Source organism: Clostridium grantii DSM 8605, from assembly GCF_900129965.1.
GTDB classification, from domain to species: Bacteria; Bacillota; Clostridia; order Clostridiales; family Clostridiaceae; genus Clostridium_AF; species Clostridium_AF grantii.
This window is the reverse complement of record NZ_FQXM01000008.1, coordinates 132,484-155,344: the sequence shown is the minus strand read 5'-3', so window position 1 is coordinate 155,344 and position 22,861 is coordinate 132,484. Positions and strand designations below refer to the sequence as shown.

24 protein-coding genes are annotated in these 22,861 nt (G+C 28.3%); 16 read left to right on the top strand and 8 right to left on the bottom strand.

The window, feature by feature from the left end; genetic code table 11:
* The first annotated feature begins 51 nt into the window (after positions 1-51).
* Positions 52-1,872, top strand: a complete 1,821-nt coding sequence (locus tag BUB83_RS09180) for a YcaO-like family protein (RefSeq protein WP_073338158.1) — start codon at positions 52-54, stop codon at positions 1,870-1,872.
* Between the two features lie 35 nt (positions 1,873-1,907).
* Here the strand turns inward: BUB83_RS09180 and BUB83_RS09175 are convergent, their stop codons facing one another.
* Positions 1,908-2,243 (bottom strand): hypothetical protein, encoded by a 336-nt coding sequence (locus tag BUB83_RS09175; RefSeq protein WP_073338157.1) that lies wholly within the window; start codon positions 2,241-2,243, stop codon positions 1,908-1,910.
* Positions 2,244-2,536: 293 nt separating this feature from the next.
* On the opposite strand from BUB83_RS09175, the gene BUB83_RS09170 reads away from it, so the two are divergent.
* From BUB83_RS09170 to rd, 6 genes are all read left to right on the top strand, one after another.
* Positions 2,537-2,737: an SHOCT domain-containing protein gene (locus tag BUB83_RS09170; protein ID WP_073338156.1), complete on the top strand. Its 201-nt coding sequence runs from the start codon at positions 2,537-2,539 to the stop codon at positions 2,735-2,737.
* A gap of 18 nt (positions 2,738-2,755) precedes the next feature.
* A complete protein-coding gene (locus tag BUB83_RS09165; protein WP_073338155.1) occupies positions 2,756-3,202 on the top strand; it encodes an SHOCT domain-containing protein in 447 nt (148 codons plus the stop codon).
* A gap of 101 nt (positions 3,203-3,303) precedes the next feature.
* Positions 3,304-3,996 carry a response regulator transcription factor gene (locus BUB83_RS09160; protein WP_073338154.1) on the top strand — a complete coding sequence of 231 codons (693 nt, stop codon included), beginning with the start codon at positions 3,304-3,306 and terminating at the stop codon, positions 3,994-3,996.
* Positions 3,996-5,387 (top strand): sensor histidine kinase, encoded by a 1,392-nt coding sequence (locus BUB83_RS09155; protein ID WP_073338153.1) that lies wholly within the window; start codon positions 3,996-3,998, stop codon positions 5,385-5,387. The genes BUB83_RS09160 and BUB83_RS09155 overlap by 1 nt, the downstream gene beginning before the upstream one ends.
* 139 nt (positions 5,388-5,526) lie before the next feature.
* Positions 5,527-6,396, top strand: a complete 870-nt coding sequence (locus tag BUB83_RS09150) for a DMT family transporter (protein WP_073338152.1) — start codon at positions 5,527-5,529, stop codon at positions 6,394-6,396.
* A 326-nt stretch (positions 6,397-6,722) separates the two neighbouring features.
* Positions 6,723-6,884, top strand: coding sequence for a rubredoxin (rd, locus tag BUB83_RS09145; RefSeq protein ID WP_073338151.1), 162 nt, complete (start codon positions 6,723-6,725; stop codon positions 6,882-6,884).
* An 82-nt stretch (positions 6,885-6,966) separates the two neighbouring features.
* Here the strand turns inward: rd and hflC are convergent, their stop codons facing one another.
* Complete coding sequence (gene hflC / locus BUB83_RS09140; RefSeq protein ID WP_084133483.1) at positions 6,967-7,959, bottom strand: protease modulator HflC; 993 nt, start codon at positions 7,957-7,959, stop codon at positions 6,967-6,969.
* Between the two features lie 12 nt (positions 7,960-7,971).
* Positions 7,972-8,922, bottom strand: coding sequence for an FtsH protease activity modulator HflK (gene hflK / locus BUB83_RS09135; RefSeq protein ID WP_073338150.1), 951 nt, complete (start codon positions 8,920-8,922; stop codon positions 7,972-7,974).
* A 227-nt stretch (positions 8,923-9,149) separates the two neighbouring features.
* Between hflK and BUB83_RS09130 the strand changes: the two genes are divergently transcribed.
* Positions 9,150-9,341 carry a hypothetical protein gene (locus tag BUB83_RS09130; protein WP_073338149.1) on the top strand — a complete coding sequence of 64 codons (192 nt, stop codon included), beginning with the start codon at positions 9,150-9,152 and terminating at the stop codon, positions 9,339-9,341.
* An 18-nt stretch (positions 9,342-9,359) separates the two neighbouring features.
* Here BUB83_RS09130 and BUB83_RS09125 read toward each other — a convergent pair whose 3' ends face one another.
* Both BUB83_RS09125 and BUB83_RS09120 read right to left on the bottom strand, forming a co-directional pair.
* On the bottom strand, positions 9,360-10,214 hold the full coding sequence (locus BUB83_RS09125) for a DegV family protein (RefSeq protein ID WP_073338148.1): 855 nt from the start codon (positions 10,212-10,214) through the stop codon (positions 9,360-9,362).
* A 182-nt stretch (positions 10,215-10,396) separates the two neighbouring features.
* Positions 10,397-11,596 (bottom strand): pyridoxal phosphate-dependent aminotransferase, encoded by a 1,200-nt coding sequence (locus tag BUB83_RS09120; RefSeq protein ID WP_073338147.1) that lies wholly within the window; start codon positions 11,594-11,596, stop codon positions 10,397-10,399.
* A gap of 186 nt (positions 11,597-11,782) precedes the next feature.
* Here BUB83_RS09120 and BUB83_RS09115 point away from each other — a divergent pair, with 186 nt between their 5' ends.
* The 5 genes from BUB83_RS09115 to BUB83_RS09095 all read left to right on the top strand — a co-directional run bounded on the left by BUB83_RS09115 (position 11,783) and on the right by BUB83_RS09095 (position 17,667).
* A complete protein-coding gene (locus tag BUB83_RS09115; protein ID WP_073338146.1) occupies positions 11,783-12,649 on the top strand; it encodes a methionyl aminopeptidase in 867 nt (288 codons plus the stop codon).
* A 273-nt stretch (positions 12,650-12,922) separates the two neighbouring features.
* Positions 12,923-14,413, top strand: coding sequence for a putative glycoside hydrolase (locus BUB83_RS09110; protein WP_073338145.1), 1,491 nt, complete (start codon positions 12,923-12,925; stop codon positions 14,411-14,413).
* A gap of 268 nt (positions 14,414-14,681) precedes the next feature.
* Positions 14,682-15,572, top strand: a complete 891-nt coding sequence (locus BUB83_RS09105; protein ID WP_073338144.1) for a DegV family protein — start codon at positions 14,682-14,684, stop codon at positions 15,570-15,572.
* Between the two features lie 75 nt (positions 15,573-15,647).
* The gene (locus BUB83_RS09100) at positions 15,648-16,490 is read left to right on the top strand and encodes a CvfB family protein (RefSeq protein ID WP_073338143.1); all 843 of its coding nucleotides are present in this window, start codon (positions 15,648-15,650) and stop codon (positions 16,488-16,490) included.
* 103 nt (positions 16,491-16,593) lie between these two features.
* On the top strand, positions 16,594-17,667 hold the full coding sequence (locus tag BUB83_RS09095; RefSeq protein WP_073338142.1) for an FUSC family protein: 1,074 nt from the start codon (positions 16,594-16,596) through the stop codon (positions 17,665-17,667).
* 114 nt (positions 17,668-17,781) lie between these two features.
* Here BUB83_RS09095 and BUB83_RS09090 read toward each other — a convergent pair whose 3' ends face one another.
* Together BUB83_RS09090 and BUB83_RS09085 are read right to left on the bottom strand one after the other, a co-directional pair.
* Positions 17,782-19,137: a PFL family protein gene (locus BUB83_RS09090; protein WP_143160508.1), complete on the bottom strand. Its 1,356-nt coding sequence runs from the start codon at positions 19,135-19,137 to the stop codon at positions 17,782-17,784.
* Positions 19,138-19,154: 17 nt separating this feature from the next.
* Complete coding sequence (locus tag BUB83_RS09085) at positions 19,155-19,424, bottom strand: ACT domain-containing protein (RefSeq protein WP_073338140.1); 270 nt, start codon at positions 19,422-19,424, stop codon at positions 19,155-19,157.
* A gap of 298 nt (positions 19,425-19,722) precedes the next feature.
* Here BUB83_RS09085 and BUB83_RS21905 point away from each other — a divergent pair, with 298 nt between their 5' ends.
* Positions 19,723-20,001, top strand: a complete 279-nt coding sequence (locus tag BUB83_RS21905; RefSeq protein WP_073338139.1) for a hypothetical protein — start codon at positions 19,723-19,725, stop codon at positions 19,999-20,001.
* A gap of 55 nt (positions 20,002-20,056) precedes the next feature.
* Here the strand turns inward: BUB83_RS21905 and eam are convergent, their stop codons facing one another.
* The gene (eam, locus tag BUB83_RS09075) at positions 20,057-21,331 is read right to left on the bottom strand and encodes a glutamate 2,3-aminomutase (protein ID WP_073338138.1); all 1,275 of its coding nucleotides are present in this window, start codon (positions 21,329-21,331) and stop codon (positions 20,057-20,059) included.
* A 208-nt stretch (positions 21,332-21,539) separates the two neighbouring features.
* Here eam and BUB83_RS09070 point away from each other — a divergent pair, with 208 nt between their 5' ends.
* Positions 21,540-22,388, top strand: coding sequence for a PHP domain-containing protein (locus BUB83_RS09070; RefSeq protein WP_073338137.1), 849 nt, complete (start codon positions 21,540-21,542; stop codon positions 22,386-22,388).
* A 284-nt stretch (positions 22,389-22,672) separates the two neighbouring features.
* The gene (locus tag BUB83_RS09065) at positions 22,673-22,861 is read left to right on the top strand and encodes an aspartyl-phosphate phosphatase Spo0E family protein (protein WP_073338136.1); all 189 of its coding nucleotides are present in this window, start codon (positions 22,673-22,675) and stop codon (positions 22,859-22,861) included.

The following is a 22,861-nucleotide window of genomic DNA, read 5'->3' as shown; positions in this document are numbered from 1 at the left end:
TTGTATTCCTCATAATATACATACTAAAGTGAATATTTTTTGGAGGACATTATGAAATCACCATCATATTTGGAATTTAAAGATGATAAACCTTTAAATACAATCAACAAGATTAGAAATATTTTATGTAGTATGGAAATTATGACTGTTGAAAAAAATTGGGAAAATTCAGTTAATGGATTTTATTCTGTATCAGTTTATATTGAAGGAACCAATATTGCATCAAATGGAAAAGGGAAAACATCAGAATTTGCTTTAGCAAGTGCTTATGGGGAGCTAATGGAAAGACTTCAAAATATGGCCTACTTTAGATTGTCCTATGATATGAGTGATGAGGACTACAAGCATAATGATTTTTATTATGCCCCGGATGAAAAATATTTTACTATTAAAGAATATATTAATAGTGAAGATAAGTGGTTTACAATTCAAAGAAACTTATTAGATAAAAAAACTGATGTGACTTTTTTGATGAAAAAATGGTTAGAGGTTTCTTATGAAAATACACCTTGTGAGATAGTAACTATACCATACTATGATTTAAATTCAAAGGATGTTTGTAATATACCAATAAAAATGATTTCAAAAATGTATATGTCTAATGGCATGTGCGCGGGGAATACTCCAGAAGAGGCTTTAGTACAAGGAATTTCAGAGATATTTGAGAGAGCTGTAAATATTGATATTATTGTAAATAGAATTGTTCCACCTACAATTCCTTTTGAATACTTAAACAAATATAAAAACATAAAGGAAAAAATAGAAAGAATAAAATCAAATGGTAATTTAAACCTTTTGGTAAAGGATTGTTCCATGGATAAAAATTACCCTGTTGTTGCTGTTATATTAATCAATAAAGATGATCAAAGTTATTTTGTTAAATTTGGAGCCCATCCTGTTTTTGAATTAGCTTTGGATAGAACTTTGAACGAACTATTACAAGGACAAAATATAAAAAATATGATGGGAATGAAAAAATTTTCTTATAAAAAAAATATAAAAAATAAAGAAAATAATTTAATGGGAATACTTCAAAATGGGTCAGGATATTATCCAGACAATTTTTTTAAAGAAAATTTTAGCTATAAATTTAAAGAACCTAAAAAACTTAGTTTTAATAATAATAAAGAAATTCTGGATTATTTAATAGCCTTTGTAAAAAAAATGGGGTATTCTATCATGGTAAGAAATGAATCTTTTTTACAATTTCCAACCTATCATGTCATAATACCTGGGTTTAGTGAGATAGAGAAATTTAATGATCTTCATTCTATTGTTAGTTATGGAGACTACAATATGATTAAAAGGTATATTAGAAATTTATATAAGATAGATGAAGATGGTGTAAAGCAGCTTTTATGCATGTTGAATGGATTTAAATTGGGAAAAGGGACTTCGGTAAGCAGCATTCTAAATCTTTCTACAGAGGATTCATTACCATGGTATTATAGTGATTTAGATTTATACAAAGCTGTGCTATATTACAAATTAAAAGAGTATTCTAATTGTAAAAAAGCTATTGAAAAATTCATTGATTTTGCTTTGAAAATTGGATTGAAAAATGAATTAATTTATTTTAAATGTTTGAGAGATTATTTGGGTTGTAAATTAGAGAAAATGAATAATGAGGATATAGAAAATGTTTTAGGAAATTTTTATGAAAAAATACTTATTCACAATATATTTATAACTTTTGAAAAAAAAGAAAGAATATTTGAAAATTTAGGGGAGTTAAAATGTTGGAATTGTAGTAAATGTGATATAAAAAAAAGCTGTAGTTATTCTAATCATTCAATTATATATAGGAAATTAAAAGATGCTCAGAAAAATAATAATATAGATCAAAATAAGATAGAAGAAATTCTAATTTAAAAGCAATGTTCCATTTATTGGAACATTGCTTTTGTTTAATCTTCGTCATCTTCATTTTCATCGCTATCTTCGTCATCAAATGGTTTCATACCAGACATTGGTGGCATTGCTTGCATATTCATCATACCATACATACCTTGCATTGTTTGCATTGCAATCATAGACATCATAGCCATCATTGTTTGCATTGCTTGCATATTTTGCATGCTTTGCATTCCTTGCATACTTTGCATTGCTTGAATAGGTTGCATTGGGTTCATAGGTTGCATACCATACATATTCATGGATTTCATAGCATCCATACTATTTTCATCCATATTTACTTTCATATTTTTCATGCAGTCCATAGATTTCATAGAATATGTCTTCATTACTTTCACCTCAAAAATTATTAAATACATTAATTATAATATGGATAATTTTTTTTTGTGTTACAAGTAAGTAAGAATAGATGTAGTAGAGTTTTAAGTATAGGGAGATATAGGTATCCCAGTTCAACTATTAATTTATACATGTCCAAAACTCCTTAAAACATGAAGATTTTGTACAAGTATAAATTAAGTTTCACAGTGGGATTCCTATAGAATTTAACTTCATAATTCCTTGATATTTTTATAATACAATTGATTCAAAGAAAGAAATAAAAAGTAAAGGAGTGATAAAGATGTTTATGATATGGATTTTAATTGCAGTGGTATTTATGTATTTAATTAAGGAAGATAAGATAAATTTAGGTTTGAAATATAAAAATTCCCATGAAGAAGATCCTTATATACTGATTTTAAAAAATAGGCTTGCAAAAGGTGAAATTGAAATTGAAGAGTATGAATTAAAGAAAAGAATAATTGAAAATAAATATTTATAATGGAGAGGATGATAATTTATGGTACAAACAATAGCAAATTTAAGTAATTTAGCAGCAAGAGGTATGAGTGGGTATAAAGGAAATATGCATGATATTGAATCTTATGGACCTATGGGTTATAGAAATCCTTTATTTTTTATACATGGGATAGTAGTAGCAATAGTGGTTATAGGATTAATAATTTTCTTTGCTAAAAGATCTAAAAAGAAGAAAAAACAATTAGCAAATAATGCAGATTATACGTATTCTAATTTAAGTAACAAAGATTTGGCGGTACAAGTTTTAAATAAAAGATATGCAAATGGTGAAATTGATGATGAAGAGTATATGAGAAGAAAACAAAATTTAACTACTAATTTTAGTTTGAGTGTGGATAAAGACAATACCAATATTGAAAATGCTAATGAAGTTGAGGTTGATAATACAATTGAAATGGATAGCCAGATTGAAGAAGAAAATAAATAGTATACAAAGGGTTCTCATTTTGAGAACCTTTTTGTGATATTATATATATAAATAAAAAAAATTAAAATTTAATCTACTTTAAAGTTCAGGAGGAAATTAATTTGAAGAAAAATATTTTAGTAGTAGATGATGAGAAAAAAATAGTAGATACAATAGAAGCGTACCTTAAAAAGGATGGATATAATGTTTTTAAAGCTTATGATGGGGAAGAAGCTTTAAGGGTATTTACAGAAGAAACCATTCATTTATTAATACTAGATTTAATGTTACCTAAAATTTCTGGAGAAAATATTTGTAAAAAAATAAGAGTTAGTTCAGATGTTCCGATTATTATGTTAACAGCAAAAACTAATGAAGAAAACAAAATAGAAGGATTATCAATAGGAGCAGATGATTATGTAACTAAACCTTTTTCAGCAAGAGAACTTGTAAGTAGAGTAAATGCTTTGATTAGAAGAAGTTATAGAGAAGACAACGCATTAGCAGATATTTTGGTTTTTAATGATGGAGACCTTGAGATTGACGTAAAAAAATTATCAGTAAAGAAACAAGGGAAAATTGTAAAACTTACAACTTATGAATTTAAATTATTAAATGCTTTAGTGAACTTTCCAGGTAGAATATTTAGTAGAGAAGAACTTTTAGAAAAAGCTATGGATGGATTTAATGATAGTTTCGACAGAAGTATAGATACTCATATAAGAAATATTAGAAAAAAAATAGAATTTGATGCTAAGAATCCAGAATATATTAAAACTATTTATGGGGCTGGATATAAGTTTGGAGGAGAGTAATGAAAAGAAAAATATCAACAAGGATTACCACAATTTTGGTTTTATTTGTACTAGCAATACTATTGATTTCTAGCGTAATATCAAACTCTATAATAGATAAAAGATTTAATAATTATCTTGAAAATCAGCATGAAGAAAATATGTTGAAAATTAAAGAAACTATAGAAAATTTTTATTATGAAGATTCAGGTAATTTTGAAGTATTAATGGAACAACTGAATGAATTATCTACAATTCACCAATTGTATATTGAAATTGAAAATAAAAAAGGTAAGACTATATATACTTCTGGTAAAAAAGCTTTAGAAAGTAAAAATATTAATAAGATGCCAAATAGGAAGTGGATGGGCGTCCAAGGCATGAATATGGGGGAATATATAGAGCAAAATTATGATATTATAATAAATAGTGAGAAGATTGCAGAGCTTAATATAGGATATATAGGAACTTATAATCTAACAGAGCAGGATTTGATTTTTAAATCAGCAATGAATGTTTCATTTCTTATATCAGGAGTAATAGTTTTGGGAGTTGCGCTTATATTTAGTTTTTTGATTTCAAAGAAAATTAGTAAACCAATAACTTCAATTACTAATACAGCCAATGAAATGAAAAACGGCAATTATACTATAAGGACAGAGTTTAGTACAAAAACAAAAGAGTTTTATGATTTATCTAATTCAATAAACTATTTAGCAGATAATTTATATAAACAAGAAGCTTTAAGAAAAAGGCTTACAAGCGATTTAGTTCACGAAATTAAAACGCCTCTTACTATATTAAATAATCATATTGAGGCTTTTACTGATGGGATATGGGAGGTTGATAATGAAAAATTGTTTTCTTGTCAAGAAGAGGTTTTAAGATTATCTAAGATGGTTGATAATTTAAATAATATTTATATGTTAGAAGAGTCTAAGTTGAATTTAAATAAAGAACAGTTCGATATAACAGAATTTATAAAAAAAATAATAGGTACATTTAAACCAATATATATAAAAAAGAATATTGAACTAAAGTATATTGGCCAGGATGGTATATTAGTTTTCATGGATGAGGATAAAATTAAGCAAATTATATATAATTTATTATCCAATGCATACAGGTATACCGATAATAATGGTGAAGTGATTGTATCTTTAGAAAAACAAAAAGAAAATATTGTACTAAGAGTGAAGGATAATGGAATTGGAATTTCAGAAGAAGATTTAAGAAATATATTTGAAAGGTTTTACAGGGCAGACGCATCTAGGGACAGAGAAACTGGAGGAGCAGGAATAGGACTTACAATTGTAAAAACTTTAATAGAAGCTCATAAGGGTAGTATTTCTGTAAAAAGTGAATTAAATGTGGGAAGTGAATTTATTGTAAAGATGCCTATAAGGATTTAATATGTGTTTTTCATTGTGAAGCTTAATTTATATTTGTATAAAACCTTTTTTAGAGTTTTTGGACAAGTACAAAGTATCAGTTGAAATGAAAGAACTATAAGAAATCGAAAATATATAACTGGGATGGAGAACTATTATTATGACAGAAAAAATTCATATAAGTGATAGAGTTAGATATAATATTTATTTAGTGATTGCTGCTACATTATGGAGCTTTGGGGGAGTATTAATAAAATTAATAAATTGGAATTCTATTGCTATAGCAGGAATGAGAAGCTTATTTGCGGCAATGTTTATTTTAGGTGTTATTAAAAAACCTAACTTTAAGTTTTCTTACAAAAAATTCTTTGCAGCTTTTTTTTATGCTAGCATGCTTACTTTATTCGTTTGCTCTACTAAAATGACTACTGCAGCTAATGCAATATTATTGCAATATACTGCGCCTATATATGTGGGGATTTTTGGCGCGTGGATATTGAAAGAAAAAGTTGGTTTAAAAGATTGGATTTGTATTTTTGCAATTATAGGTGGAATGATATTATTTTTTATAGATAATTTAACGGTAGGTAATTACATTGGGAATATATTAGGAATTTTAAGTGGTGTAAGTTTTGCTTTTATGGTTATTTTTATGAAACTTGGACATGAAGAGGACCCTCTTCAAAGTATGTTTTGGGGAAATATATTAACTACTTTATTTGCAGTACCTTTTATATTCCAAAGCATGCCTGATGGAAAAAGTTGGCTGGGTATGTTTTTACTTGGAACTTTACAAATAGGATTGCCCTATGTTTTTTATTCAAAAGCAGTAAAAAATGTACCAGCCATAGATGCAGTTTTAATACCTATGATTGAACCAATTTTAAATCCAGTTTGGGTATTTTTATTTATTGGTGAAATTCCAGGCATTTGGGCGATATTAGGAGGATCTATTGTTTTAATAGCAATTTTAGTAAGAGCTTATAGAAAACCTATCAAAGGAAAAACTAAAGTTCAAAGGACTATTTAATGAATATTTTATTTTTTGGTTGAGTTAGTTTTCTTTACTTTTAGTGAAATCCAAATTCCAGTACTTAAACCACACAAAAAAGCAAAACAAAACGAAATAATAAATTCGGTTAAGGGCATAATAAGCCTTGTTTCCATAATCCACCTTCTATATTAAAGTTTTATTATTATATAATATTATTGCAATATAGATCTGGATATGAGAAAAATTAACCAAAAAAATATAGTAATTAATATAAAATACTTGATATTGTTAAATAACTATATTATAATTACATTAATTATTTATTATTAAATAATAATTGATACTATTGGGAGGCTATTTATATGGAAAAATACATTTGTACTGTTTGTGGTTATGTTTATGATCCAACAGAAGGAGATCCTGATAATGATGTAGAAGCAGGAACATCTTTTGCTGAAGTTCCAGAAGAGTGGGTTTGTCCACTATGTGGAGTAGGTAAAGATTTATTTGAAGTAGAAGAATAATAAAAAAAGGTATTGAAGTTTACTTCAATACCTTTTTGTTCTTTAAATAGTTATTTCAAACTTATGTTAAAATAAATTGAAGTTATTGTCCAAATAAATATTTTGCAAAAGGAGAATTTGAATCTATTATAATTTTAGTTTTACTGGATAGTGTTTTTTTGTAGGTTTGAAGTGTTCTATAAAATTCATAGAATTCTGGGTCTTGATTATAAGCTAAGTTATATATATGGGTAGCTTCAGCATCTCCTTCTCCTTTAATTGTTTCAGCTTCAGCATAAGCTTTAGCTTCAAGTATTTTGGCTTCCTTATCAGCTTCAGAGCGTATCTTTTGGGCTTCTTCTTTCCCTTCAGACCTATATTCTTTAGCTTTTTGTTCTCTTTCTGTTTTCATTCTATTAAATATATTTTCACTATTTTCAGAAGGTAGATCTGTTCGTTTGATTTTTATGTCAACAACTTTTATTCCATAAGAAGAAACACTTTTATTTATATCAGTTACACATTCATCTAGCATATTAGAAGTATAATCTTTATCTGAAATTAAAACATGAGCTTCAGTTTGTCCAATTTTTTCATTGATTTTTGAATAAAGGATATCATCAAGTCTAGTATGAGCATTTGTCTCATTTCCCATAGAAATCCTAAATAAAAGCGGATTTACAATTTGCCATTGTGCATTATTATCTAAAATTAATTTTTTCTTATCTTTAGTTGTAACCTCTCTAGCAGAGGTATCGTAAGTAAGAAGTTTCGAGCTATACTTTGTTACACTATCGATAAAAGGAACTTTAAAGAATAATCCTTTTTTATCAGTCACTTTAATATTTTGGTATTTGGAATTATCTTGTATAGAATCCATGATTTCTGGAGTTTTTTCATTAACTATAAGTTTTGTGACTTTCCCAAATCTTGTAACTGTAGCTCCATTAAATTCTTCCACAGTAAAAGTAGAAGCACTAAAAATAATTAATCCTAAAAGTATGAAAATAATTGTTACTAGTGATGATTTATTTATTTTTTGATCTATATTTTTTCCTGTTTCAATAGTATTTAACTTTTTTATATTTATAATCATTTTAAGCCTCCTTTAATCAGTAGTCGGAATTACAGATGATTCACCCAACGGTAAAATGTTAACGGTATTGCCTTTTTCATCAACTATATATTTTTCTACACCAGGGAGTATTTCTTCCAATGTTTCTAAATACATACGAGTTCTTGTTACACTTTTACCATCATTGTATTTTTGAAGAACTTGGGTAAAATTAGCTACATCCCCTTTAGCTTCTTCTATTCGCTGTTCTTTATAGCCTAAAGCCATATTTATCATTTCAGCAGCATTTCCTCTTGCAGTTGGAATAACTTCATTTTTATAACTATTAGCTTCGTTGATATAGCTAGTTTTATCTTCTCTTGCTGAAGCAACATCTTTAAAAGCAGCATCAACTTCAAGAGGTGGATTAACGTCTTGAAGCTGAATAGCAGTTATTGCAATTCCAAGGCCATATTTATCACAAGTTTCTTGAAGGTCGTCTTTTATTTCTTGCTGAATTCCAAATTTATTGTCTGTTAGTACCTCATCCAGTAAATGAGATGCGACAACTCTTCTTATGGTAGACTGGGTTATTATAGATAAGGTTTGAATTTGATCGTCTACGTTAAAGTAATACTCTTTAGCACTTTTTATTTTATATTGTATTATAGTTTCAACATTTACTAAGTTTTCATCTCCAGTAAGCATCAAAGATTCATTTTCATTTGATGAGTAAGTAGCTTGATTTTTAGAATTTCCTGGGTTGGTAGTATAAAATCCGAATTCTAATCGTTTAGATTCATTTAAATTAGCCTTTAGCACGGTATCAATTATAGGTATATGCCATTTTAGACCAGCTTCATTTATTGTGTCAACATATTCACCAAATCTTAAAATCACAGCTTCTTCCCCAGTTTTAACAGTATAAATGCCAGATAAAGCAAGAACAATTAATATTAGAGCAATAAAACTAGAGGCCATAGTTTTTAATACTTTATTAACCATTGACTTTCCCCCTTAAGAAATTTGTATAACTTTTTTCCATTATACAGGAAAAAAAATATTAATTCAAATTTAATATAATGAACGTGGGTGCAAAATTATCAGATAATGTAAAAATAATGTCTAATTTTGTAGAAAGAAATTTCTTTATATGGGAAATAAATGATTGAATTCATTAGGAAAAAGTTGTATAATATTTATAGTTTGAGTATACAGATGGGGATGAGTTAATGTATAAATTACAATGTACAAGCTGTCATACGAAGTGGTATACTGCTAATTCAATGACAGATATGATTTGTGAAAATTGTAAAGGGGAATTAATAGAGGTAGATGAAAATTTCCCTAAAATTGATCCAGAAAGATTTAGAAGACAACAAGAGATGATGATGGCACAAAATAAAAACACAGACTCAGAATAATTAAGAGTCTGTGTTTTTTTAGTTATGAAAAGGCTCATTTGCTATAATCAAACCAATTAATCCTTTTCCAGTATGAACTCCTAGAGCAGGACTTATACATCCAAACTCTAAAGAAGTAATATTTGGCATGTTTTTAAATTTTTCAAGTATGGCTTTTCCTTCGTCTAAACAACCGCCATGCATTATCCAAATTTTAGCTTTGCCTTTTTTTAAAGATTCTTCAGCAATGGAAATTAATTTGCTAGTGGCTTGTTTTTTTCCTCTTATTTTTGCATAAGTATAATAAACGCCATCTTTATCTATTGAAATAATAGGCTTTAAATTGAGAAGGGAACCAATGGTACCAGAAACCTTTCCTATTCTACCACCTTTTATTAAGTATTTCAAAGTATCTACCACATAATATACAGTAACGTTATCGCGCATTAAAGGTAGTTGTTCTACAATTTCTTTGTAAGATTTTCCTTGTTGAAGCATCTCTCCACAAGCTAATACTAATGAACCTGTTCCTAAGGTTAATGATTTTGAATCAAAGATTGTTGATGTTAATTTTGGATGATTATCAGCGATTAGTTTTACTGTGTTATAGGTACCAGAAAGATTAGAACTTAAAGGGATTGCTATAACATGAGTATATCCTTCATTCTCTAACTTTGTGAAAACATTCTCAATATCTTGAGGGGATGGTAATGATGTTGAAGGTATTTCCTCTTCCAGTCTTTCGTAGACTTCTTCAGGGGTTATATCTATACCGTCTAAATATTCATTATTTTTATATATTATTTTTAAAGGCAATACAGTAACATTATATTTTTCTATTTGTTCTTTGGTTAAATCAGAAGCGCTATCTGCGACTAAAGCTATCTTTTCCAAAATAAATCCTCCTTTATTGAAATGTTAATTACTTTATGTGAGAATATAGCCAAGCTAATACGTAGTTATAAAAACTAGGTAATGAATTATCTATATAATAACATATAATAATATAGGTATCAATGAAAAAATTATAAAAAACAAAAAAAACACTGTATAGAGACTATACAGTGTAGAAATATTTATTTTTTTGATTTGGTTGAATATTCTTCTAAGGCTTTAGATAAAATTTTCATTGAACGTTTTAAATCTTCTTCGTTTAAAACATAAGCGATTCTAACTTGATTTAATCCCAAACCATCTGTTGAATAGAATCCATAAGCTGGTGCTACCATAAGTGTTTCGTTACAGTAATCAAAATCTAATAACATCCACTGGATAAAATTTTCGGCATTGTCAACAGGTAATGTGGCCATAATATAAAAAGCACCTTCTGGTTTTTTGCAAAAAACACCTTCTATGTTGGACAAGCATTCATAAACTAAATCTCTTCTTTTTTCATACTCATGTATTACACAATCTAAATATGATTTTGGAGTTTGATATAAAGCAGTAGCAGCAATTTGTTCAACTATAGGAGCAGCTAAACGTGCTTGGCATAACTGAAAAAAAGCAGATTGAAGTTCTTTGTTTTTAGTAAGCAGAAATCCTATACGAGCACCACAAGTACTAAAACGCTTAGAAATACTATCTATCAATATAAGATTTTCTTTTATATAATCTAATGATGCAAAACTTAAATAAGGATGATTATCATAAACAAATTCTCGATATACTTCATCTGAAATCACAAAAATATTATTGTCTTTTGCAATATCAGCAATCATTTTTACTTCATCTACAGTATAAACTGTTCCAGTTGGATTTCCAGGATTGGATAATAAAATTGCTTTTGTTTTTGATGTTATAAGTTTTTCAATATCATTTCTTGAGGGTAAATGGAACCCATCTTCACTTTTTGTTTTTATAGGGACGGCTTTTATATTTAATAATTGCATATAAGTGTTGTAGTTTGAATAATAAGGCTCAGGCATCAAAACTTCATCTAATTCATTACATACAGCCATTAAAGCAAAAGAAAAGGCCTCACTTCCACCTACTGTTACAAAAACATCTTCTGTATTGTAACTAATATTTAAATTTGAATAATATTTTATTACTTCTGATATTAGTTCAGGATGTCCGCTTGAAGGCGCATAGGATATTACGTCCGTATTATAATTTTTTAAAGCTTCAAAAAATTCTTTTGGTGTATTGATGTCAGGTTGCCCCATATTTAAATGATAAACTTTTTTTCCCTTTTGTTTAGCTTCTGCTGCAAAAGGAAGCAATTTTCTTATAGCAGAAGGTTTAAGATTCTGTACTCTTTTATTTAATTCCATTTATATCCCCCTTAAAATTTTTTCCCCTAAATATTATTAATATTATATACATTATTCTATATAATTAAAAGCTTTTCGTGAAAATAAATTTTAATTATTAAATATTGGACAATGAGGTCAATCTAAAATATAATAATATTGACTAAAGAAATATTGGAAAAAGAAAACTAGTTAGAAGGTGTGTTTATGAAGGAAATATCAAGAAATGATTTGTGTTGGTGTGGAAGTGGTAAAAAATACAAAAGATGTCATTTAGAAATGGATGAATTGATTGATCAACTAGAGAAAAAGGGTGAATTAGTTCCACCTAAAAATATTATTCTCAATGAAAATGAAATAGAAGGGGTAAGAAAAGCTTCTCACATTACAGCTATAGTACTAGACAAAATAGGTGATTTGATTAAAGAAGAGGTCACTACTAATGAACTAAATGATTTTGCCCATAAACTTACATTGGAGTTAGGCGCAATTCCGGCACCATTAAATTACATGGGTTTTCCCAAAAGTATTTGTACTTCGATTAATGAAGTAGTGTGTCATGGAATACCAGAGAATAGAAAATTAAAAGATGGGGATATAATAAATATCGATGTTACGAGCATATATAATGGATATTATGGTGATGCTAGTAGAATGTTTATAGTTGGAAATGCATCAGAAGAGGCAAGAAAATTAGTAAAAGTTGCTAAAGAATGTCTTGAGGTAGGATTGAATGAAATCAAGCCCTTTGCAACTTTAGGTGATATAGGATTTGCTATTAATAAGCATGCAAGGAAAGAAGGCTATCAGGTTGTTAGAGAATATGGTGGGCATGGAATAGGTCATAAATTCCATGAAGAACCATTTGTTGATCATGTGGGTAATAAAGGTGATGGAATGATTTTACTACCAGGAATGGTTTTTACAGTAGAACCGATGATAAATCAAGGTACATTTAGATGTAAAGTGTTAAAGGATGGATGGACAGCGGTAACAGCAGATAAAAAGTTGTCTGCTCAATGGGAACATACTGTTGTAGTAACGGAAAATGGATACGAAATATTAACAAAATAACACAATAATACAAAAAACAAAAGGTTATTTGAATCTTTTGTTTTTTGTTTGTATATAAAGTGAATTTTTATTAAATAAAAGGGTATTATTACAAGGCATTTGAATTTTTTATAAGGAGAAAATAATTATTGACCTATAAAATTTGATTTAGAGAGAACTTATTAAAATTTTACTTGCTTTTTTATGGGGAATAATGTGAAAAAAATGATGAATTATGTGAAATTTAAGTATATAATAAAAAGTAGCTAATATGAATTTGCAAAGGAGAATATTATGAAAAAAACTAAGGTTCTGATTTTTATGATTGGAGTTTCCTTATTAACAACAAATTTTATGGGATGTAGTAATAGTACCTCACAAAAAAATCAAAATAATTCATCTGTTGAAAATAATATTGAAAATAATAATAAAGAGGTTACGGAAGAGAAGGAAGATACTAAAATTGATGAATCTACTAATGATGATCAAAAGACTGCTAACGATGATTCAATAATTGGAAAAGAAGTTTACATAAATGCTAATCCTTTAATTATTAGAGAAGAATCTAATTCAAATTCTAAGAAAGTTGGATTGATTCTTAAAGGAGAGGCGGTTACTGTGGAAGAAGAAATAAATGATGATACAAATGGGCATTGGTATAAAATATCCTTTGAAGATACCCAAGGTTTTATTTCCGCCGATTATGTAGTTTCTAACAAATATGAATTAATTTCACCAGAATTTAAAGATTTAGAGTATTCTGCTCAAGATAAGAAAATATATGAAAATAATAAGCCAGTAAAAGTTAAAGGGGTTTATGTGACAAAATTTTCAACTGTAAGTCAAAATTTTGACTATCTTATAGATATAGCAGAAAAATCAGGAATAAATACTTTTGTTATTGATGTGAAGGATGATAGGGGAGAAATGTTGTTCTATACTGATGCAGCTAACAAATTTGCTCCAAAAGCCAATGATAATATAGTTATAAAAGATATTAAAGCTTTCATTGAAAAACTAAAAGAACATAATATTTATGCTATAGCTAGAATTGTTTCTTTTAAGGATCCTATTTACGGAGAAGCTCATCCAGATAGAACTATTGTTTATAAGGACACTGGAGAAATATTTAAAAATTCTGATGAATTATCATGGGTTTCAGCTTATGATAAAAATCTTTGGGAATATAATGTAGCAGTAGCTAAAGAAGCAGCGGAAGCAGGATTTAATGAAATACAATTTGATTATGTGAGATTTCCAGCTTCTGATGGTGGGAAATTGGACAAAGTGTTAGATTATAGAAATAATGACAATGAATCTAAAGCTAAAGCTATACAAGAATATTTAATGTATGGTCATAAGGAACTTGAACCTTATGAAGTATATATTGGTGCAGATATTTATGGATTAGTTGCATCAGTTACAAATGATATGTCACTAGGACAATATTGGGAAGCTATTAGTAATGTTGTTGATTATATATGTCCTATGATTTATCCTTCTCATTATGCTAATGGTACTTATGAAATACCTATTCCAGATGCAGACCCTTATGGAACAGTTTTTTATAGTACAAAAGATGCAGTTAGAAGAAATGGAAATGTTGCAACTCCGGCAATCATAAGACCTTGGATCCAAGATTTTACAGCTCCTTGGGTAAAAGGACATATAAAATATGGTGAAAATGAGTTAAAGGCACAAATAAAAGCACTTGAAGAAAATGGAGTAGATGAATATCTTTTATGGAATGCTGGAAATAAATATTCCTATGAAGCAGTAAAATAGATTCTAGTAGACTAGTTTAATAGTCTACTTTTTTCTTCTGGTAAAGCAATGCCTAAAAATTATTATATAGGGTAAAATAATAATAGATAATTTTATTATTTACTTTAATTTTAAGATAATAAAATTATTTAAAAGAAAATTAGAAAAATATACATGTAATTTATCTGATTTTATCGAAATACATTGAAATTTTGTTTGAAAAAGATGATAATTAAAATATAACAATAAATAAGATTTGTTAAATAACATTTGAGAGGAAGAGTGTATATTGAAAAATTACGTTGTTATGACCGATTCTTGCTGTGATTTGCCTTTTAATTATATTAAAGAAAAAAACATTCCCTTTGTAAGTTTAACTTGTTCTTATAATGGTAATGAATATATTGATGATTTTGGTAAAACACTTGATCCAAGTAAATTTTTTGAAGATATGAAAGCAGGTGCTGTTCCAAAAACTTCACAGCCAAGTGCTGAAGAATTTATAAAAAAATTCAGAAGTATTTTAGAAGATGGAAAAGATGTTTTATATATTTCAATTTCTTCACATTTGAGTGGTACTTTAAATAGTGCAAGAATTGCTAAAGATATGATAATAAAAGAATTTCCCAATAGAAGAATATATATATTTGATTCATTAAGTGCATCATTGGGACAGGGATTGTTTGTAATAAAAGCACTTGAAATGCAAGAAGCTGGAGCATCTTTTGAATTTGTAGTGGATTATTTAGAAATGAATGTTCAAAAATTAAATATTTATATTACAGTAGATGATTTATCTCATTTGAGAAGAGGCGGGAGAATATCTGCTACAGCCGCTACTTTAGGAAAAGTGCTTAATGTGAAACCAGTTCTTTCAATAAACAACGAAGGAAGAGTAATCCCAGTAATAAAGATTAGAGGAAGAAAGAAAACCTTAAAAACATTAGTAGATTTTGTGGAGCAAAGGATTGAAAGGGCAGATGAACAAACTATAGCTATATGTCATGGAGATTGCATTGAAGAAGCAACAAAACTGAGAGATTTGATATTAGAAAATAGCAATGTTAAGAAAATATTAATAAATACAATAGGTCCAGTTATTGGAACTCATGGAGGACCAGGCACACTAGCTATATTTTTTATAGGCAAAGAAAGGCAACAAGGAATACTTGAAAAATAAAGACTATTAATGCTGAAAGTGTATTAATTTCAGCATTAATAATCTAAAGAAAATTTATATTAAAGGAGAAATAAAATGGAAATTGGAAGAGTACAAGAAATGAAGGTAGCTTATTTTAAAAGTTTTGGAGCTTTTTTAGATGGGGAAACAGGAAATGAAGAAGATAATATACTTTTACCTAATAACCAGTTTAATGAAGAAGATAATTTAAAAGAAGGAGACGAGGTAAAGGTATTTATATATAAAGACTCAGAAGATAGATTAATAGCTACAAGAGAAACACCATATATTCAAGTAGGTGATATAGGAGAACTTGAAGTTTTGGATGTAACTAAAATAGGATCATTTTTGAATATGGGTTTAAACAGAGACTTATTTTTACCTTACAAGGAACAATTACATGAGGTACATGTGGGAGATAGATTTTTAGTTACAATGTACGTAGATAAAACGGGTAGATTAAGTGCTTCAATGTATATTGAGGATGTATTACTTACAGACAGTAACTATAAAGTTGATGATATGGTACAAGGTACAGTTTATTCTATTAATCCAGATTTAGGGGCAAAGGTTGCTATTGATAATAAATTCAAAGCACTTTTACCACTTTATGAGATGAACGAAAATATAGAAGTAGGTAGCAAAATAAAAGCAAGAGTTTCTAGAATTACAGAAGAAGGCAAATTGGATATTTCTTTTAGAAAAGCAGCATATATGCAAATGGATGATGATTCTAGTTTTATTTTAGAAAAATTACAGAATAAATATTCTGGATTTATGCCATTAAATGATAAAAGTGCTCCAGAAGCAATAAAATCAGAATTAAATATGAGTAAGAATTCATTTAAAAGAGCTGTGGGTAGATTATTAAAACAAGGTAAAATAACAATAGAAAATAATGGAGTTAAGCTGAAGTAAAAAAACAGGAGTTTGTTTTTTCCAGAGAATAGAGGTATCCCAGTGGGATTCCTATAGATTCATAAGTTTAAAAGTTATGATAAAAGCTATGAGGAGTTTACATATGAAAAATGTAATTAATATATTTAAATTAAAATATGAGGCAGAGCTTTTAGATTCAAAGTATTTTATTATAAAAGCTTTTTGTGCAGTATTGGTAGCTTATGTTATTGGCAAATCTAATTCATTAATAAGTGTAGACATGATTTCGGTTTTGTTTGGGTTAATATTAACACTTGAACCGGTATCTTTAGCAGGATTTAGAAGCGGGATGAACCAAGTATATGCTTCTATTTTAGGAGCTTTATCCACTTCTCTTATAATTTTTGTTGGTGGAAATAATATGTTTACTGTAGCCCTAGCTGTTGCATTTACTATTTATGTTTGCTTAAAAATAAACTGGAGAGAAATCTCGCCGGTGGCTATTTTTACATCAATTTATATGACTCAATTTGTTCAGGTAACTTCTAGTGGCGTTCCAAGTTTGCTACTCACTTTTAGATTGAGAATACTTGCATTAGGAATGGGTATTTTTGTTGCTATATTTTTTAATTTTATATTTTCTTTAATATCATATAGAAAAATGATGTACAAAAGAGTGAGATTTGTCATGGACAAAGTTATATTAAATTTAGAGGAAACATCAACAATTTTACAAAATGGGGTATTGAAGGATATACAAAGTTTTAGTGCAAAGTTACCTAGTACTTTTATTGATATAGATTGGATATCCTCATTGTTTGAAGATATGAAAAAAGAGTATAAAGTTGTTCTGAAAAATATAGGCGTTAGTAAGGTTGAAATTGAAAATCTTTCGAAATTATTATTTCAACTTAGAACTATAACTCATTTAAATTATGATATGGTACATTTATTAGCCATCAATAGTGATAGTAGAGAATATGATAAATACGATTTACAAGAACAAGTAAAAGAAATAGATGATTTAGTAAATAGTTTAAAAAAATACAAGGAATATTTAGTTGAAAATAAAAGTATAGAATTTGCTGATAGCAGTGAAAATATTATAAGTTTAGAAGAAAACAAAAAAGAAGAAAAAGGTTCATATAAACCTAGATTTATATCAGATATACTTGAAATTCAAAATATAGTTAATAATATTAATAGGATTGATTAATAAACATTGATTATTTGAAAAAAGAATTGAATCAAACTAAAGCTAATCTTTAGAAAAACATAAAAATCATCTTTCTCTATTTGAGAAAGATGATTTTTTTATATGACTTTATTCTTAGTTTTTAAAGGAATGAATAGGTGCAGGTATATGGCCACCACGTTTCACAAAATCATCTGATTTATATGGACTAACTCTCATTATAGGAGCTCTACCTAACAATCCACCGAATTCAACCATTTCACCTACTTCTTTGCCAGGCACTGGTATTATTCTTACTGCAGTAGTTTTATTATTTATTACGCCAATAGCAGCTTCATCAGCAATAATGCCTGCAATAGTTTCTGCAGTTGTACTTCCTGGAACAGCAATCATATCAAGACCAACAGAGCAAACGCAAGTCATGGCTTCAAGTTTCTCAAGGTTTATAGAACCATTTAAAACAGCATCAATCATACCAATATCTTCACTAACAGGTATAAAAGCACCACTTAATCCCCCCACATGAGTAGCTGCCATAACCCCACCTTTTTTAACAGCATCATTTAATAATGCAAGTGCGGCTGTAGTTCCAGGCGCTCCACAACTTTCAATACCCATTTCTTCTAGGATATGAGCTACACTATCACCAAGGAAAGGAGTAGGAGCTAAGGATAAATCCAATATACCAAATGGTATGCCCATACGCTTTGAAGCCTCTGTGCCTACTAATTGACCCATACGAGTGATTTTAAAAGCTATTTTTTTTATGGTTTCTGCCACAACATCAAAGGATTCACCTCTGCATTGTTCAAGAGCACGTTTTACAGTACCAGGTCCGGATACGCCCACGTTAAGAATACACTCTGATTCTCCAACTCCATGGAAAGCTCCAGCCATAAAAGGATTATCATCTACAGCATTAGCAAAAACAACTAACTTTGCACAACCTAATCCATCGGTAGATTTTGTTAACTCTGCAGTTTCTTTTATGATTTTTCCCATTTGGTAAACGGCATCCATATTTATACCTGTTCTAGTACTTCCTATGTTTACTGAAGAGCATACTTTTTCTGTAACGCTTAATGCCTCTGGTATAGAAGCTATTAGTTTTCTATCTCCAGAAGAATATCCTTTTTGTACTAAAGCAGAAAAACCACCAATAAAGTTAACACCAACTGCAGAGGCGGCTTTATCTAAAATTTTTGCATATTCTACATAATTGCTATCGTTGCTAGATTCTGCAATCATTGAAATAGGAGTTACTGATATTCTTTTATTTATTATAGGGATTCCATATTCTTTTTCTATTTCTTCCCCTACTTTAACTAAATTTTCAGCATTTTTTGTTATTTTATCGTAAATTTTATTTCTTGAAGCTTTACCATCAAATGAAGAACAATCTCTGAGTGAGATTCCCATAGTTATTGTTCTGATATCTAATTTTTCTTTTTCTATCATTTGAATTGTTTCCATTATTTTATTTTGATTTATCACAAGACCACCCACTTCTATAGATTATGCATCGAATTAAAGATATCTTCTCTTTGTACTTTGATTGAAACACCAAGATTTTCCCCAATTTTGTTCAACTTTTCTTGGATTTCAGTAAAAGAAGAGTTTGCTTCACTAAAATCTGTTAACATGATCATTGTAAAATATTCTTGAAGAATAGTTTGACTTATATCAAGGATATTTACTTTTGAGTCTGATAAAATATTACTAACACCTGCTATAATCCCGATAGTATCTTTCCCCAAAACTGTTATTATTGCTCTCATTGAATAGCCCCCTTTGCATAAAAGTATTTATGTGTATTTTATATATATAATATACGAATATTAGATAATTTACAACAGTAAAATAAGTTAATATAAACAAATCAACGAATGATTTATATTTATTGGTAGAAAACATTCATAAATTTATTTTATAAGAAAGAAAAAAGTAAAATGTGAATGGGAATTAACAAATTATTAATACAATTTTAAGTGATATCGAGTACTACATATAAAAAAATATGATATAATATGATTATAGTAATTAAGAAAAACTATAAACTAAAGGTGAGTGATAAAAGTGTCATATTATAGAAATGGTTTTTTTGGAACACTTATAAATTCTATATTAATAATTGGGTTAGTTTATTTAATAATAAGAGGATTAGTAATTTTAATACCAATTGGAATAGTAGTGTGGGGTTTATACAGGGTATATAAATATATAGCAAATATAAATTTTAATAAAAAGAAAGTTAAAGATGATCCAGATTTTTCTAAAGTAGAAGATAATAAGGATGCATTTGATTACGATGTAAATGATGTTATAGATGTAGATTATGAAAGTATAAATAAATAAATAAATAAATAAATAAATAAATAAATAAAACAAATGGCGAATCACGCCATTTGTTTTATTTATTTAAAGATTTCTTGAGTTCTTTTTTTAGGTTTATGGTAGCGTGATTGGGATAGTCCATAACATTTCCTTCCCAAGTTCTTATTTTAAAGGAATCTTTTCCTTTCATAAGTAAGTATTGAGGATTAATTGGTGTTTTTCCTTTGCCTTCTGGGGCATTTACAATATAGGTAGGGACAGCAAGTCCGGAGGTATAGCCTCTTAAATATTCCATGATTTCCATTCCGTCATCAATAGAAGTGTTGAAATGAGTTGTTCCTGTTACATTTTTAGCATGGAAAATATAGTAAGGTCTAACGCGATGTTTTGTTAATTGCTGATTTAGTAAACGCATGACAAATTTATCATTATTTATTCCGTTAAGTAAAACGGCTTGATTTCCTAAAGGAAAACCTGCATTTGCTAATTTTGAAAGAGAAAGTATGGATTCTTCGGTTATTTCAATTGGATGATTAAAATGTGTATTAATATAGATCGGATGATATTTTTTTAAAGTATTTATTAACTGGGTTGTTATTCTTTGAGGCATGGTTACAGGAGTTCTAGTTCCTATACGAATTATTTCTACATGTTTTATTTTTCGTAGTTCAGAAAGTATCCAATCTAGGTAAGAATCACTTAATGTTAAAGGATCTCCACCTGTTAATAAAACATCTCTTATTTCTTCATTATCTTTTATATAAACAATTGATTCTTGAATTAATTGTTTAGAAGTATGAGAATCCTGTCCTTTAATATTTCGTCTCCTCTGACAATGGCGACAATACATTGCGCACTCATTAGTTAGGTTAATTACTAACCTATCAGGATATCTTCTTGTTATTGAACCGGCAGGATTTGTGAATTCTTCACCCATGGGATCTAAAGTACCATTTTCGTTTAATTCTAAAATAGAAGGAATAGATTGTAATTTAATGGGATTAAATTCATCGTTATTTATTAAAGAAAGGTAATAGGGAGAAATGGACCAACGATATTTTTTACCAACTTTTATTAGTGCTTCGATTTCTCTAGGATGAAGATTTACAATTGCAGTTAATGTATCCACATCCTTAATGCGATGGCTAAGTTGCCATTCCCAATTTTGCCAATCTTCTTCAGTGGAATTAAAATAGGATAAAATTTTTGTTTTGTTTTCATTGTTGTTTTTTATGCTATCCTCGCAGGTTCCTGTAAGAATGGAGTTTTTTGAAGAGATAAAATCTGAGATTTGAGATTTTAATTCAGATGCTCTTTTATTTGAAATATCACGTTTGATGGTTTCTGCCATGAAATACCTCCTAATTAATTTTGTTGTTAATATATCTACTACTAGTTTATACTAATGAATAAAATAATTCAAATTAATAAAAAATGAATAAAAAGATTCAATAAATAAAAAATTCGGAATATTTCAAAATACAGTTGTTGATTCTTATAAATAATAATAAAATATACTTAGGAGTAAGAAAAGAAAATAGGGAAAGTTTGGTGATTAAATGTTAAATAAATATGATAAGATTGATATGCATATACATTCTACAGCATCGGATGGTACTTTTGAGCCGAAAAACATATTAGAGGAAATTAAATTTAAAAATATAAAGTTATTCTCTTTAACTGACCATGATTCTTATGAGAATGTTGAAAAGCTTAAAGAGCTAGTTTTGGAAGAGGATACACATTTTATACCAGGAGTGGAAGTGTCTAGTTTATATAAAGGGGAACTTTTTCATATATTAGCCTATGGCACAAATAATAGTAATAAAAACTTTACTAATATTCTTATGAATAATCGAAGACAATTAGAAGAAAAAGATGATAACTCAATAAAATATTTAATAGATAAAGGATATAATATTGAATATAAAGACTATGAATCATATATACACAACCCACAAAGAGGGGGATGGAAAGCTTTAAATTTTTTGATTGACAACAAAATGTGTGAAGATGTATCAGATTATTTTTCAAGAGTATTTGCGGGTAATGTAGACATGAAATCACCTGTATTCGAAAATACAGTAAATGTTGTAGATGCAATTAAAGGGGCAGGTGGAATACCTGTATTAGCTCACCCCTATTATATTAATATAGATGTAGATGCAGATAAAAGGCTGGGTATGCTATATGAGTTAGGAATTGAAGGGGTAGAATGCTACCATCCTAATCACTCAAAGGAGAGAACAGAGCAATGTATTACTTGGTGCAAGAAAAATGATATAATTATAACTGCTGGTTCAGATTGCCATGGAAACTTTATACCAAGTAGGAAAATTGGTATGATGAATGTTTCAGTGGAACAAGCAAATTTAAAAAACTTAATTCAATACTTACAGGAACCATAAAATACCAAAAGTACAAAAATAAATTTTTTAAAAAAATTTTTCGACAAATAAATTACTTTTAAAATAGCTTATTTGGTACTTTAAAAGTATGCATAATACAACATATTGAGAATATAGCTTTTTTATAGTGCAAAAACCATGGAAAAAGAAAATAAATAAAAAATGTAAGCTCTTGTTTTATAACATAAAATATGGTATAAATGTATTACAATAAAAATAAAAAAAATCCAACAAATGACAAATAATTACATATAAATACAAAATAATTAAAAAGGAGAATGACTATGATTTCTAATAATTCTTGTAGGACAAAGGAATTGAGCAGTATAGAAGAAGAAATAGAAAGAGTTAGATTAGTATTAAATGCTCAAGTAGGCATTAGTTACAAAAGATGCCTTGATCCAGAGGTTATTGAACTTAGTCAACATCTAGACAAGTTATTAAATGATTATATGAAACTTAACGTAAATTAA

Bases quoted from the DNA above. Each gene is read 5' to 3' on its own strand.
- BUB83_RS09175 (WP_073338157.1), bottom strand. From the start codon at position 2,243: ATGAAGACATATTCTATGAAATCTATGGACTGCATGAAAAATATGAAA.
- BUB83_RS09085 (WP_073338140.1), bottom strand. From the start codon at position 19,424: ATGAGAGCAATAATAACAGTTTTGGGGAAAGATACTATCGGGATTATA.
- eam (WP_073338138.1), bottom strand. From the start codon at position 21,331: ATGGCAGAAACCATCAAACGTGATATTTCAAATAAAAGAGCATCTGAA.
- BUB83_RS09180 (WP_073338158.1), top strand. From the start codon at position 52: ATGAAATCACCATCATATTTGGAATTTAAAGATGATAAACCTTTAAAT.
- BUB83_RS09150 (WP_073338152.1), top strand. From the start codon at position 5,527: ATGACAGAAAAAATTCATATAAGTGATAGAGTTAGATATAATATTTAT.
- BUB83_RS09165 (WP_073338155.1), top strand. From the start codon at position 2,756: ATGGTACAAACAATAGCAAATTTAAGTAATTTAGCAGCAAGAGGTATG.
- BUB83_RS09120 (WP_073338147.1), bottom strand. From the start codon at position 11,596: ATGGAATTAAATAAAAGAGTACAGAATCTTAAACCTTCTGCTATAAGA.
- BUB83_RS09155 (WP_073338153.1), top strand. From the start codon at position 3,996: ATGAAAAGAAAAATATCAACAAGGATTACCACAATTTTGGTTTTATTT.
- BUB83_RS09070 (WP_073338137.1), top strand. From the start codon at position 21,540: ATGTTAAATAAATATGATAAGATTGATATGCATATACATTCTACAGCA.
- BUB83_RS09065 (WP_073338136.1), top strand. From the start codon at position 22,673: ATGATTTCTAATAATTCTTGTAGGACAAAGGAATTGAGCAGTATAGAA.
- hflK (WP_073338150.1), bottom strand. From the start codon at position 8,922: ATGGTTAATAAAGTATTAAAAACTATGGCCTCTAGTTTTATTGCTCTA.
- BUB83_RS09170 (WP_073338156.1), top strand. From the start codon at position 2,537: ATGTTTATGATATGGATTTTAATTGCAGTGGTATTTATGTATTTAATT.
- rd (WP_073338151.1), top strand. From the start codon at position 6,723: ATGGAAAAATACATTTGTACTGTTTGTGGTTATGTTTATGATCCAACA.
- BUB83_RS09095 (WP_073338142.1), top strand. From the start codon at position 16,594: ATGAAAAATGTAATTAATATATTTAAATTAAAATATGAGGCAGAGCTT.
- BUB83_RS09115 (WP_073338146.1), top strand. From the start codon at position 11,783: ATGAAGGAAATATCAAGAAATGATTTGTGTTGGTGTGGAAGTGGTAAA.
- BUB83_RS09130 (WP_073338149.1), top strand. From the start codon at position 9,150: ATGTATAAATTACAATGTACAAGCTGTCATACGAAGTGGTATACTGCT.
- BUB83_RS09110 (WP_073338145.1), top strand. From the start codon at position 12,923: ATGAAAAAAACTAAGGTTCTGATTTTTATGATTGGAGTTTCCTTATTA.
- BUB83_RS09100 (WP_073338143.1), top strand. From the start codon at position 15,648: ATGGAAATTGGAAGAGTACAAGAAATGAAGGTAGCTTATTTTAAAAGT.
- hflC (WP_084133483.1), bottom strand. From the start codon at position 7,959: ATGATTATAAATATAAAAAAGTTAAATACTATTGAAACAGGAAAAAAT.